The sequence below is a fragment of the Pseudomonas sp. FP198 genome, from assembly GCF_030687895.1.
In the GTDB taxonomy this organism is placed as follows: domain Bacteria; phylum Pseudomonadota; class Gammaproteobacteria; order Pseudomonadales; family Pseudomonadaceae; genus Aquipseudomonas.
Map to the genome: position 1 here is coordinate 5,056,118 of NZ_CP117452.1, position 13,883 is coordinate 5,070,000.

The window sequence follows — 13,883 nt, forward strand, 5'->3', positions numbered from 1 at the left end:
GTCACCTTGGTGATGAGACGGTTTTTGGAGTATAGATGTGCAAACTTCTAATAAGAACGCACATAAAAACCGGTCCATCATGCAAAAAAACATCACCTCCTTAGGGTCGCTGAATTGGGACGACCTCAAGTTTTTCCTCGAAGTGGCTCGCACCCGCAAGGCCAGCACGGCCGCCAAGCGTCTGGCCGTCGATTACACCACGGTGTCGCGACGCATCAGCTCGCTGGAAGCTTCCTTGGGTACGCTGCTGTTCGAAAAATCCCGGAGCAACGGTTTTGTCCTGACGGCTGAAGGCCAACGTTTGCTGGGCTATGCCGAGTCGATCGAAAGCACGCTGCACATGGCTTGCGAACAGGTTTCAGGCTCAGGCGTCGCGCTGTCCGGGCATGTGCGCATGGGCTGCACCGAAGGCTTCGGCAGCTTTTTCATCACCCCGCAGTTGAGCCACTTCGTCGACGCCTACCCGGCGATCTCGGTGGACATCCTGCCGCTGCCGCACTTCATCAGCCTCTCCAAGCGCGAAGCCGATATCGTCATCGCCCTCGAGCGCCCCGAACACGGACCGTACGTGTGCTGCAAACTCTGCGACTATCGGTTGCAGCTTTATGCAACACGGCAATACCTGGACAGTCACCCACCGATCCACCGCCCGGCAGACCTGAACAAGCACTCGTTCATCAGCTACGTGGATGACCTGGCGTTCAGTTCCGAGCTGCTCTACCTGGCCAACGTATTGCCCGGCGCCCACGCTCATCTGCGCAGCACCAGCGTGATCGCGCAATTCGTGGCGGCGCAGCAAGGCCGGTCACTGGCGATCCTGCCGTGCTTTTTGGCCGCCCAGGACCCACGCCTGCTGCCGGTGCTGCCGGAGGAGATCACGGTCACCCGGCAATTCTGGATGTACTGCCGGGAGGACCTGCGCAAGCTCAAGCGGATTACGTTGCTGTGGGATTACATTCGGGAAGTCACCGAACAGAACCAGCCACTACTCATGGGCGACAGCCGGGAGATGGTGTTTGCCGATTAGTCGGCGATGACCACGATGGCCACGCGACGATTTTCGGTGCGCCCACTGGCGGTGTCGTTGGAGGCGACGGGTTGGCTGCTGCCCAGGCCACGCAGCTGGACGTTTTCTTCGCGCATGCCCACACCTCTGAGGACTTTGCCAACGCTTTCGGCCCGACGTATCGACAGTTGCTCGTTGTAGACCTGGGAGCCCGATGCATCGGTGTGACCGTCGATACGTACCCGCTCGATTCCCGCGCCCAGCAGTGCCTTGCCGATCCGCTCGACGATCTCGGTGCTGGCCGGGTTGAGACTTTCCACATCACTGCCAAACAGCACTTTGCCCGAAAGTCCGAAGGCCCAGCCGTCGTCTGTCAGTTTGAACCCCTGCTCCTGGAGGACAGCGATCTGCGCTGGGCTCAGTCCTTTTTGCGGCGTCGTCTGGCATCCGCTGAGGGCAAAAATGGCGATGAACAAAAATGCTGCATAACGCAGCAGAGAAAAACGCGAATTGGAAAACATGCAAATCAGCTCCTGGTTTGAAGATCCGCGACCGGGTGCTCCGACCCCGCCGTGTGTTGGCCGCCTCGGGCGAGGCGCTTGGCCTGGTACATCGCCGCATCCGCGGCGCTGAGCAAGGCGCCGGGCGTGGCGCCATGATCGGGGTAAACGGCTATGCCGATGCTGAGGGACGTCAGGACCGAGGCATTGCCGGGCAACTGAATCGGCATCTCCATGCTCGCGATGATTTTTTCAGCGATCCGTTCGGCATCCTCGGTCTTGTGCAACGGCGCCAGCAGCACGGCAAACTCGTCACCGCCCAGACGCGCGACCAGATCATCCTCACGCAACTGCGCCCGGACCCGGGTCGCCACGGCGGTCAACACCGCGTCACCGGCGGCATGACCAAAGTTGTCGTTGATACCCTTGAAGCGATCGCTGTCCAGGTAGAGGACGGCCACTTGCTCGTCGAGCTTGTTGGCATTGCGCAGGGCACGGATCAGCCGACCTTCGAAAAAGGCCCGGTTCGGCAGCCCGGTCAGGCTGTCGTGGCTGGCCTGGTGAGCCAGGGTCTCGTTTTCACTTTGCAGATGGGTCTGCCAGGATTCCAGCTCGGCAAGCAGTGCGTTGAAGTCGTTGCCCAGGTTATCCAGTTCGGCGATATCGGCCGGTGGCACTCGGCGATCCAGGGCGCGCTCGCAACGGGCGGCGTGGGCTACTTCAGCCAGGCTACGCAAAGGTCCGGTAATCGCCCGCAGCTGACGGCGCGCCAGATACAGGGCGACCCAGGCACTGACCGCCGTGCACAGGATGATCCCGGCCAGGCCGCTGAGCAGAAAGCGCAACAGGCTACCGCCGTGTCCTGCCAGCAGGATCCTGCCGATGTTCTGTTCCTGGTGGATGATTGGCAGGCTGATGGGCTTTTCCAGGAATGCCTTGGCGATGTGCATTTCCAGCTCCGACAGGAGACCGGTTTCCGGTCGTCGCCAGTGCGCCAACAGGCGGCCACTTTCATTGAAGACCTGGGCATCGGCGACTTCTTCAGTGGAAGCAATCAGAGCCAGCGCTTCGGTGGCCGCCGCGGCGTCATCGAAGACCACGGCCGCCTCCACGGTGTAGCTGATCGAACGGGCAATCAGATGCAAGTTGTGATCGGCATAGACCCGCAGCGCAAGCACGCCCAACAAGGTCAGGGAGACGCTGGCCATGGTGATCGCCACCAGCGCGACGATCAGGTGACCGCGACCGATGACCGAGCCCAACGTGGGACGAATTCGTGATCTGGACGAATTCATGGCGCGGCGGGCCTACGGCGTGACAGCTGGAGGACGCTCGGATGGATGCGTACACCGCTGCGTGCCACCGAATCGAGGTTGACCTCGAACGACACCTGTTCATCCCCGACTCGCAGGCAGAACAGGCTGCCCACGGTGCATTGGTCGCCGCCTTCGCTGATGCTCAACACCGGCTTGCCGATCAGGGACTCAAACAATCGGGAGCGTTCGTCGTTGGTCAGCCTGCCGATGTAGACGGCATTGCAATCGCTCGCGATGCCGGGATGGTCGGCCAGCAAGCGCTGTACCGTCACAGGCCTGCCGGTGGCCTGGGCGGTGCCTTTGACCAGGTCGTCGGTGTATTGGGTCGGACCGACGATGCACAGCTGCAATTGCGTCGGTTCAACAGGCCAGCGAGCGTAGCTGAGGATCCCCAACACGACCTGGGTGACCGCTTCTGCCCGCTGTTCGGCCCGAGTGGTAGAGGTCGGCTCCTGGGCGGCAATTGCAGGCGACAGCAAGCACAGCAGACCGGCGAGCACATAATGCCTCCGGCCGTTTCCGCGCGCCGCCCCCCGAACCGCCGCTTCCATGGAGAATCTCTTGGTGTGGATAAGTGCGAAACGATAGCACAGTGTCAAAAAGCCAGCGAGACAGAGTCCTACGCAAATTTCCGTCAGAAAACAGACTACTCACAACCTTTTGAACAAACAGGCAAACCCGAGCTTCAGTCGTTTCCATCCAATTCCAGCATCAACCCGCTCAACCGCTTGACCTTGCGCCGAACCGCTTCTTCGAATATTCCCGTGCGCGGCTCTATCAGGCTGAACCACTGCTTGCCTCGGGTAATGGCGGTATACACCAGTTCCTTGGTCAAAACGGGGTTCAGGGCATCCGGAAGAATCAGGGCCGTGTGGGTGAATTCCGACCCCTGGGACTTGTGCACCGTCATGGCGTAAACGGTTTCCACGTCATTCAGGCGGCTGGGCAGGACGAAACGCACACCACCCCGGCCATCGTTACGAGGAAAGGCGACACGCAGGACTTGCTTGCCAGCGTCAGGACCGTCACGCTCGGGCAACTTGAGGGCGATCCCGATATCGCCGTTCATCAATCCCAGCCCGTAGTCGTTGCGAGTCATCAGTACCGGACGCCCTTCGTACCACTGGTGATCGCTATCGATCAGGCGAGCCTTGAGCAGCGCGGCGGTGATTCTCGGGTTCAGACCCTCGACGCCCCACGGTCCCTTGCGTACGGCACAGAGCAATTGGAATTCGTCGAAGGCCGACAAGACCTCACGTGCCCAATCAGTCCAGCAACTGTCCTCCAGCGGGCGAGAAATGTCCGGACGTCGCTGTCGCAGCAGGCTCAGATAATGCCGATAGCCCTGCGGACCACCGGGTCGACCATCGAGCAACCAGCCCTCAAGCGTCCCGTCGTGCTGGCTCTTCAGCGCCAAGGAGAACAGGTCGGCATATTGGCCCTCCTCCAGCAGTTGACGAGCTTCTTCAGGCTGCTGTCGATTGACCCGTCGGGCCAGTTGGCCGATACCGCTGCCTTCGCCAAAGCGCCGGGAATGCCTGAGCATCACCACTTGCTGCGCAAGGGGATGAGTGTCGTCAAGATCCTGTTTCAGATCGCTCGCCGCCAGGCTCTCGCCGCTGACGGACTCGAGCCAGGCGCGCGTCTGTGGGCTGTACCAGCCGTCCTCGGCATCCCGACACAGATCCCCCAGTACCGCGCCGGCCTCCACGGAAGCCAACTGGTCCTTGTCGCCCAACAAAATCAACCGCGCATGGGACGGCAGCGCGTCCAACAGATTGGCCATCATTTCCAGATCGATCATGGACGCCTCATCGACCACCAGCACATCCAACGGCAATCGATTGCCACGATGGTGGCGAAAATGTCGGGTGCCAGGACGACTGCCGAGCAGGCGATGCACCGTGGTGACGTCGCAGGGAATTTTTTCGCGCACGGCGTCGATCACATCCAGCGTCCGGACTTGTTGGCTGATCGACTCGGTCAACCGCGCAGCGGCCTTGCCGGTCGGTGCGGCCAGGCGAATCCGCAGCGGTTTCCCCGCCTCGACGGCAGGTGCCTGCAGCAAGGCAAGCAAGCGCACGACCGTGGTGGTCTTGCCCGTGCCCGGGCCGCCGGTAACGATGCTGAAAGCGCTCCGCGTCGCCAGCGCGCAAGCCAGCTTCTGCCAGTCGATCGGGCCGGTCGTGCTGGCCGGCCCGAACAGTCCGTCCAGACGCTCGCGCAGATCATCAGGGGCGCTTTCCTGTTCGGCCAGGCGTTGACGCAACGCCGCGTCGATCCGTCGCTCGTAGCCCCAGTAACGACGCAGGTAAAGCCGTTTGCCGGACAATACCATTGGCCGCTGCTGCGCCTCTTCGCTGTCATCGACCGCCAGGGCCACGAGGCGGCTGGACGCCAGGACCTTGCACCAATGGGCACCGTCCAGCGTTCTCAATATCTGCGAAGGCAACAGCATCACGCCCGTCTGCAGGTCGCCCTCGGGGGGCAGTGACAGGGCGAAATCAGGTTCCTTGAGTGTCTCGAACAGGTCCAGGCAAACATGCCCATGGCCCAGTTGGTGGCTGGTCAGCGCAGCCGCCAGCAATACCAGCGGATCATCGTCAGGCGACAATTCATGGAGGAACACCACGAATGCCTTGTCCAGGGCCCGCAACCAGCCACGTTCCACCCAGCGCGTGAGCAACAGCAGCAGATCCTCTGCACGACTCAGGGGCGCCAGGTCGACGAGCCCTTCGTCGTCGAGCGATTGAGGCAGCAGGTCGGCAAAGGAGCGACTCATAACAATTCTCCTTGCACCCATGCCGGCTCGGCCTTGGGCGCGGGTGCTCCCTGGAACAGGCGGTCAAGCTGTTCGATCAATGCCCGAGGGGGCTTGGTGAAAAACACGCCCTGGCTGGCTGCACGCGTGCCGCGCAGGAAAAGATACAACGCGCCACCGACATGCCGGTCGTAGTCATAGTCTGGCAGGCGCGCCTTGAGCTGGCGATGCAGGGCCAACAGGTACAGCGTGTATTGCAGGTCGTAACGATTGTCCAGGATCGATTGCTCCATGGCTTGAGCGGTGTAGGCCATGTCATCGGCGCCCAGCCAGTTGGATTTGTAGTCAGCCACGTAATACCGGCCGTCATGCTCGAAGGTCAGGTCGATGAAGCCCTTGAACATTCCGTTGAGCAGTGCCGGTTCTGCGGCGACACGAGCCACGCCACCGTGGGTTGACTGGCAAACCAGCTCATCAAGCTTGAGCACATCAACCTTGTGACTGGCGAACCAGAACTCCATCTCGACCTGGAATTGGCTCAACCGGGCCAGTACCACCGGAGGCTGCCCGTCACCGATCTGCAAGGGCGTCGTGACCAGGTGCTGCAACCAGTCTCCAAGGGTGCTGATCCAGCCTTTCCAGCCGCGGCGGTTGCAACGTCGCGCGATGGCATCTTCGATGGCCGTTGGCGAGGCGCTGAATCCTTCGCCGGCGGCCCATTCCAAAAGACCATGGAGAAACGTACCGGGGTTGGGACCGCGGGGGAAACGATGGATATCACCGCCGACGGCGATGACTTCCCTGGGAGCGTCGGGATCAAGCCGTTCGTCATCGAACATTTTCTGCGCCTGCGGGTTTTCCGGCGCGGAATCGGTGCCGGCGCTGAGACTTTCTCCAAAGCGCAGCGCGCTGTACGAAGCGATCCACCAGTTCTCGCTGGCTTTACGTACTGGAAGCAAGGGTTCAAGCAACACCGCATCATTACGTGGGGGTCGATAGTGCTGATCGTTGGCCTCCGGCATGTCCTGGCAGCTCACCGCCTCGCTACCCTGCTGCAGATCTTCCAGCCAACGTCTCAACGCCACCGACTCGGTCAACGGCGCACCACCGCCCAACAGATACCCCAGCGCAGACAGATGCAGGATCGAGCGGCTGTTACTGCCTCGCTTGAGATCGGCCACACCTAACCAGCAGGCATGCTGCGCACGGGTAAGCGCCACGTATAGAAGCCGAAGATCCTCGGCCAGGCGCTCGTCGTCGGCCTTGGCGATCAACTCGGGGCTGGGCGTAAGACTGATTTGCGCATGACCGGCTTCGTCGTGGCAATGCAACGGCAATCGGGTGCCGTCCACCGGTTTCGTCGAGCATATGAACGGCAGGAAGACCAACGGATATTCAAGCCCCTTGGATTTATGGATCGTGACCACCTTGACCAGTTGCTCGTCGCTTTCCAGGCGCAGGATCTGTTCCTCTCCCGCCTGCCCGGTCAATGCAAGGTGTTCGGACAGATAGCGAATCAAGGCCTGCTCGCCATCCAGCTCGACGGCGGCCTGCTGCAACAGCTCGCACAGATGCAACAGGTTGGTCAGCACCCGCTCGCCATCGCCACGCATCATCAAGGCCTGGTGCAGCTTGAATTCATGCAGCAGGCGCCTCAGCATGGGCAGCACGCCCTGGGTGCGCCAGACCACCCGATAGCTACGGAACTGCATGACTCGACGTTCCCAGGCCAACTCGTCCTGGTTGAGGCGCTCCAGTTCTGCAAGCGGCAGATTCAGGGTGACGCTGGCCAGCGCAGCTCGCAGCGGCCGCTCGACGTCCGGCTCGGCGCAAGCCTTGAGCCAGGCCAGTAAATCCCTTGCCTCCTGCGAGGCGAAGACCGAGTCCTTATCGGATAGATAAACGCTGCGCACACCCCGTGCCGACAACTCGTTTCGCACGGCCTGCGCTTCCTTGCCATCACGCACCAGGATGGCGATATCCGCCGGTCGAAGCCCCAGTAACATTTCCCCATTACCAACGAAGCCATCGTGCCCTGACTGGCCACCATTGAGCAGCGCCGTGATTTCACTGGCGCAGGCCACGGCCATCTGCTGTCGATACACCGCTCCGGAGAGCGGCTGGTCCGAAGCCAGGTGCCAGATATTCAAGGCCGCGACCGTCCGCCCCGCAAGCTGCAAGGATTCCTTGCGGCCCTGGGAGTCGACCGGCAGGAATGGCACCGGATTCTCACCCGATGGCTCGCGGAACAGAAAAGCCCCGCGCCCATTCAGCCGCGATTCGGCGTATTGAAAAATATGGTTTACGGCGCCGACCATGGCATGGCTGGAACGGAAATTGGTCCCCAGCGTATGCAACCTGCCGGCAGTAGCTTCGCGGGCGCGCAGGTAGGTGTAGATGTCGGCGCCGCGAAACGCATAAATGGCCTGTTTCGGATCCCCGATCAGGAACAACCCCGTTTCAGGATCGTTGTCGCCAATGCGATAGATACTTTCGAAGATCCGGTATTGGACCGGGTCGGTGTCTTGGAACTCGTCAATCAGCGCAACCGGAAACTGCTCGCGAATCAGGCTCGCCAGGCGCTCCCCTCCTTCAGCCTGCAAAGCTGCGTCCAGGCGCAGCAGCATGTCGTCGAATCCCATTTCCGCCCGGCGCCGCTTCTCCGCCTCGAAGCGCGCCCCGACCCACTGCGCAGCATGCTGCAGCACCGCAGCGTCAGGTGTGGGCAAGGCATCCAGGCCAGCTTTCAGGCCCGCCATGGCGTCCAGCCCTGGGTGGCTGGGCACGTCGCCCTTCCAGGCCTCGGCCATGCCTTCGGGCGTCAAGCGCGTGAAGCCGGTGCCGATGTCGAGCAACTCCAGGCTCTCGTCTTCAACCCATGCAGATATCTTCTGAAACCATGGCTCGAAGTAACGAGCCTGCATCTTGCGTCCGTCAACGGTTTTATTGGCTACGCCTTGCTGGCAGATCTCCAGCAACTCCACCGCCCACTGCCGCCAGGGCGCCTTGAGATCGAGCAAGGCTGCGCTGCGCTCGCGCAGGGATGTGGCGATGAGTTCCGCCGGTTCAAGCGCCTCGTCACCACCTCGCGAGCTGGCAAACAACCCCCTCACCCGTGGCAACAACGCAGCAGGACCGCCCCAGTGCGCTCGCACCCAGTCCAGTGCCTCACCCTCCATCGAGTAGCAGAACAATCGCCAATAATCGCGCAGCACCTCGCCGAGCAATTCGCTGTGGTCGGTTTCCAGGGTCTGGGTGAACAGGCTGCCACTGTCAAAGGCATGCTCACGGAGCATCCGCTGGCACCAGCTGTGGATCGTCGAAACGGCTGCTTCATCCATCCATTGCGCGGCGATATCCAGCCGATTCGCACAGCCAGGCCATTGCCCCTTATCAAACTCATCACGCAATGCGTTTATCAACGCGTCGGGAGCGGGAATCTCGTCACGAAAAAAACGCGCCGCTTCAGCCAGGCGGGTGCGGATGCGTTCGCGCAATTCCTTGGTGGCAGCGTCGGTGAAAGTCACCACCAGTATCTGCGGAGGAAGCAGCTCACGGCCAAAGCCGCCCGTCGAGCCGCCATGGCCCAGCACCAGGCGCAAGTACAACGCCGAGATGGTAAAGGTCTTGCCAGTACCGGCGCTGGCTTCGATCAATTGACTGCCACGTAGTGGGAAAGCCAGCGCCAAGGGTGTTTGTCGACTCATGAATGCGCTTCCTCACCCGCCAACGAACGCCACGGTGCTTCCAGAAGCGGTCGATAGAGCGCGTCACACCAGTCGGGGAATGTGTCGTCAGCGATAAGCGCATCGAAGTCGGCATATTGCCGAGCCAAGGCGGGGCTTTCGCGCCGCTCGCCTTCAGACGTCAGCCCATCGCCTTCGTAGGCTTTTCGAGCAGCCGATTCGGCTTTGTCCGGATCACTCTGACCGAGCCAGGCGAAGGCGGTCTTCACTGCGATTGGCAGCGGTTGGCGCATGCCAGCCTGCCAGGCTTGCAACAAATCGCCGAGCAGGTTGCGGGCTACCGGCTCGTCAAAAGGATTCAGCAGCAAGCTGTCATCGCTGGCGACCAATGCCGTCGTCATCGACAGACCGTTGGCGCAAGCCACGAGATGGTTCACCCAGGGTCGTATCAAGCGGTGCCATTTCCGGGTCCTGGTAGAACCGATACTGTTAGGAATCGCGGTGATGGCGAGGACCGCACCATCGGAGCGCTGGTGCAGACCGCTGAGCCAACCTTCAATGTTCACACCGTGTAATTGCAGGCTGACGGGTACGGCACTGGTCAGCGGAGTCGGCCATAGCGCCAGAAGTTGCTGGTAGCGTTGCAGCAGATCAGGCAGCGGCTCGATCAATTCACGCTGCATACATTGGCCAAAGCCAGCCATGGGTAACAGGCCGCTGTTCTGAAGCCTCCTGGCGTGGGCCTCCAATGCAAGGTCCGCTTGGTCAAGGCGAACAAGGGCAGCCTCGAGCAGACTGTCGCTCAGGCTATAGCGCTGCAGGGCATTCAGGATAAAAGGTTCGTCGTCCGCCAATGGGGCTTCGAGAGGCTCAAAGAACACCTTGAGTCGCTGGCTGAAAAAATGCCGGACAGGATTACGCAGGAAATCCTGCAACTGACCTATCCCCAGGGGCTCCTCCTGAACGTAGGGCTCCAAGGCCCCAGGCTTGCCAGCATCCTCATGAACTTCATGAAGTCCTCGCCATTCGCTGGCATAGCTGAACAGCTCATCGCCCTGGTAGAAATAACGAGCGCTGAACGGTTGCAGGGGGTGCTCCTGGGTCAGCGCTTCAAGAAGGTCGCCATGGCCACCCGCCAACTGCCAGCCACTTGCGAGATGATCGCGCAACTGGCCGACCAGGACTGAGGCAGGCCGCTCACTGTTGTCGCGGATGCTGCGCCCGACCCAACTGATGTAGAGTTTTTCTCGCGCAGAAAGCAGCGCCTCCAACAGCAGGTAGCGATCGTCCTCTCGTCGAGAGCGATCCCCCGGTCGATAATCACTGCCCATGAGATCGAAATCCAATGGCGGTTGAGCCCGCGGGTAATCACCATCGTTCATGCCCAACAGGCAGACCAGCTTGAAGGGGATCGCCCGCATCGGCATCAGGGTACAAAAATTGACCGCACCGGCGAGGAACCGCTGGGACAGTCGCCCTTGATCCAGCCCCGCCAGCCAGGCCTCTCTGACAACCGTCAACGGCAGCTCGTCGTGCAGGCCGACCGACTCGCAGGTTTCCAACCAGCTTTCACGCAAGTCCTCGAGCTGGGCCAGCAGATAATCGTCATGCTCGTTGCTCGCCAGAAAGAACAACTGCATCAGATCATGCAGGCGCGTCCCCCAGTCCTGAGGTGAGGCGGGTTGACTGAGCGCCTGGTAAGCAACCTCCAGGGCATCGAGCAACGCAACCAACGGACCGATCAATGCGGCATCCAGGCCGCCGATTTCATCATAGGGCTCTATGCCTTCAAAGGCTTGCGAATCACCGACGGCATACCCCAACAACATGCGACGCAGGCCGAAACGCCAACTGTTTTGCTCCAACTCCGCGGGCAAGCCCAGCCCGGCTCGGTGCTCGGCGCTTATCCCCCAACGGATGCCAGCGCCCTCGATCCAACGGTGCAGTGTCGGTAAATCGGCCTCATCAATGCCAAATCGTTCGCGCAATGCCGGGACGTCCAGCAAATCAAGGATTTCGCTGACGGGAAAACGGCTATCGGGAAGTTTCAGCAAATGCTCGACGGCAATCAGCAGCGGATCGCGTCCGCGCTGACCTTGGTCCGTCAGGGTGAATGGGATGAAGCGGGGATCGATCCGGTCGAGTTGGCCGAATACCGCGCGAATATGCGGCGCATAACTGTCGATGTCCGGGACCATGACGATGATATCCCGAGGGCGTAACGCCGGGTCCTTGCTGAAATGGGCAAGCAACTGATCGTGAAGAATCTCGACTTCACGCTGGGCGCTGTGGGCGATATGGAAACGAATCGATCCGTCTCGCGTGGTATCGACCGCGGGCCATTTTTCCCGGGTTTCGCTCAGTGGCCGCAGCTCAAGAATGTCATCCTGCAACTGGCTGAGGAGCGTAGTGGGATTGCCTTCACTGAACAGGTCGATCCGCCCTTCGCGAAATACCGAGCGATAGGTGTTTGGCTCGTCATAGCTGTCGAGCAAGTTGATATAGTCGCGCCCCTGCTTCCCCCAGGCGGCCAGCAGCGGATGAGCATGCTGATGCAGGGTTTGCGGATCCAGGACGTCCGGCATGCCGCTCTTGCGTGCCTGCCGCTTGTATTGGTGGCGAAGCAGATCCTTGTCGGCGACGATATCTGCCCAATGGTGACGGCATGGGTTATGGACGCACAGCAGAACCTGACTGAACCGTGACAGCCCAGCCAGGGCTTCGAGCGCTTGGGCGGGCAGTGAGGAAATACCGAAGACTATTACCCTTGCAGGCAGACCTTTTGGAGCGGCTTCCAGACTATTGATGCGCTCGATGTAGCGCTGATGAACACCCGCACGGCTTTGAGCCATGCCTTGCTCTCCCACATCCAGCAATAACGCCCGCCACAATTCCGCTTGCCAGCAATTCGCCGGCGCGAGCGGCTTGATTTCACCCCGGACGTTGCGGGTCTGATGGCGCCCTTGGGCCCAGTCTTCGAGCCAGTCGGCTCGGTACACCTGATATTGGTCGAACAAATCTGCAAGGCGCTCGGACAACTGGTACCGCTTGCGCAAGTCCGTGTCATGGGTCAGAAAACGCCGCAGGGGCTCGAAATGAGGCTGTTCAATCAACTGCGGCAAGAGGCGCATCAGCCGCCATGTAAGCGGAGCCTTGTCCAGCAAGGACTTGGCTGGAATCTCGTCACGCCCGAGCACCATTCGATAGAGCTGCCACATGAAACTGCCGGGCAACTGCACATCAATCGCAGCCGCGATGCCGCAGCCGCCCATGTCATCGTCAAGGGGATCCTCAGCCAGTGCCAGCTTCAGCCATTGGGCAATGCCGTTGCTCTGTACGAGCGCGATTTCATTTTCAAGAGGGGCCAGCGGATAGCGCCGCATGAGGCTTATCACCAGGCTGCGCAGCTCATCAAGGCGGTTCCCGTGGACCACCATGAAAGCAGGGCTGAGGGACTTCGCGTCCGGCATAAAGGCGTCCTTGAAAAATGCAAAAGCCAGGGCGGAACCTTAGCACTGTCGGGGGGCCGTGACAGCCGGGAGCTTTCTGCGCTTGTCGTAAGAATTTTCTTGCGGGCAAAACAAAACCCCTACCTGCGTCAGCAGATAGGGGTTTCGGAATTTAATCTTGACGATGACCTACTCTCACATGGGGAAACCCCACACTACCATCGGCGATGCATCGTTTCACTTCTGAGTTCGGGATGGGATCAGGTGGTTCCAATGCTCTATGGTCGTCAAGAAATTCGGTAGCCAGCGCGTGCCTTGCGGTCACGTTCCAGCGAATGGGTATGCGATAGTTTGTGGGTTTGACTCGAACTTTCGGTTCATTTCGTCTTCACACACCGCAATCTGGCCTCTTTCGAGTCTACAGATTGCTTGGGTGTTATATGGTCAAGCCTCACGGGCAATTAGTACAGGTTAGCTCAACGCCTCACAGCGCTTACACACCCTGCCTATCAACGTCGTAGTCTTCGACGGCCCTTCAGGGGACTCAAGGTCCCAGTGAGATCTCATCTTGAGGCAAGTTTCCCGCTTAGATGCTTTCAGCGGTTATCTTTTCCGAACATAGCTACCCGGCAATGCCACTGGCGTGACAACCGGAACACCAGAGGTTCGTCCACTCCGGTCCTCTCGTACTAGGAGCAGCCCCTCTCAAATCTCAAACGTCCACGGCAGATAGGGACCGAACTGTCTCACGACGTTCTAAACCCAGCTCGCGTACCACTTTAAATGGCGAACAGCCATACCCTTGGGACCGGCTTCAGCCCCAGGATGTGATGAGCCGACATCGAGGTGCCAAACACCGCCGTCGATATGAACTCTTGGGCGGTATCAGCCTGTTATCCCCGGAGTACCTTTTATCCGTTGAGCGATGGCCCTTCCATACAGAACCACCGGATCACTAAGACCTACTTTCGTACCTGCTCGACGTGTCTGTCTCGCAGTCAAGCGCGCTTTTGCCTTTATACTCTACGACCGATTTCCGACCGGTCTGAGCGCACCTTCGTACTCCTCCGTTACTCTTTAGGAGGAGACCGCCCCAGTCAAACTACCCACCATACACTGTCCTCGATCCGGATAACGGACCTGAGTTAGAACCTCAAAGTTGCCA

Annotated in this window: 7 protein-coding genes and 2 rRNA genes (1 of these 9 cut by a window edge); 1 reads left to right on the top strand and 8 read right to left on the bottom strand. The window is 60.3% G+C overall.

The window, feature by feature from the left end:
* The first annotated feature begins 79 nt into the window (after positions 1–79).
* Positions 80–1,027 carry a LysR family transcriptional regulator gene (locus PSH78_RS23030; protein ID WP_305497010.1) on the top strand — a complete coding sequence of 316 codons (948 nt, stop codon included), beginning with the start codon at positions 80–82 and terminating at the stop codon, positions 1,025–1,027.
* Here the strand turns inward: PSH78_RS23030 and PSH78_RS23035 are convergent.
* The 8 genes from PSH78_RS23035 to PSH78_RS23070 form a co-directional block, all read right to left on the bottom strand.
* Entirely contained in the window at positions 1,024–1,527 is a 504-nt protein-coding gene (locus PSH78_RS23035) for an OmpA family protein (RefSeq protein ID WP_305497011.1), read from the bottom strand. The two genes, PSH78_RS23030 and PSH78_RS23035, sit on opposite strands and share 4 nt — an antisense overlap.
* A gap of 5 nt (positions 1,528–1,532) precedes the next feature.
* Entirely contained in the window at positions 1,533–2,801 is a 1,269-nt protein-coding gene (locus PSH78_RS23040; protein ID WP_305497012.1) for a diguanylate cyclase domain-containing protein, read from the bottom strand.
* Positions 2,798–3,373 carry a YfiR family protein gene (locus PSH78_RS23045; protein ID WP_305497013.1) on the bottom strand — a complete coding sequence of 192 codons (576 nt, stop codon included), beginning with the start codon at positions 3,371–3,373 and terminating at the stop codon, positions 2,798–2,800. The genes PSH78_RS23040 and PSH78_RS23045 overlap by 4 nt, the downstream gene beginning before the upstream one ends.
* A gap of 134 nt (positions 3,374–3,507) precedes the next feature.
* A complete protein-coding gene (recD, locus tag PSH78_RS23050; RefSeq protein ID WP_305497014.1) occupies positions 3,508–5,604 on the bottom strand; it encodes an exodeoxyribonuclease V subunit alpha in 2,097 nt (698 codons plus the stop codon).
* Positions 5,601–9,290 (bottom strand): exodeoxyribonuclease V subunit beta, encoded by a 3,690-nt coding sequence (gene recB / locus PSH78_RS23055; RefSeq protein WP_305497015.1) that lies wholly within the window; start codon positions 9,288–9,290, stop codon positions 5,601–5,603. The genes recD and recB overlap by 4 nt, the downstream gene beginning before the upstream one ends.
* The gene (recC, locus tag PSH78_RS23060; protein ID WP_305497016.1) at positions 9,287–12,739 is read right to left on the bottom strand and encodes an exodeoxyribonuclease V subunit gamma; all 3,453 of its coding nucleotides are present in this window, start codon (positions 12,737–12,739) and stop codon (positions 9,287–9,289) included. Before recC ends, recB begins: the two co-directional genes overlap by 4 nt.
* 155 nt (positions 12,740–12,894) lie before the next feature.
* A 5S ribosomal RNA gene (gene rrf / locus PSH78_RS23065) occupies positions 12,895–13,010 on the bottom strand.
* Between the two features lie 148 nt (positions 13,011–13,158).
* Positions 13,159–13,883, bottom strand: a 23S ribosomal RNA gene (locus PSH78_RS23070) (it continues 2,166 nt past the right edge of the window).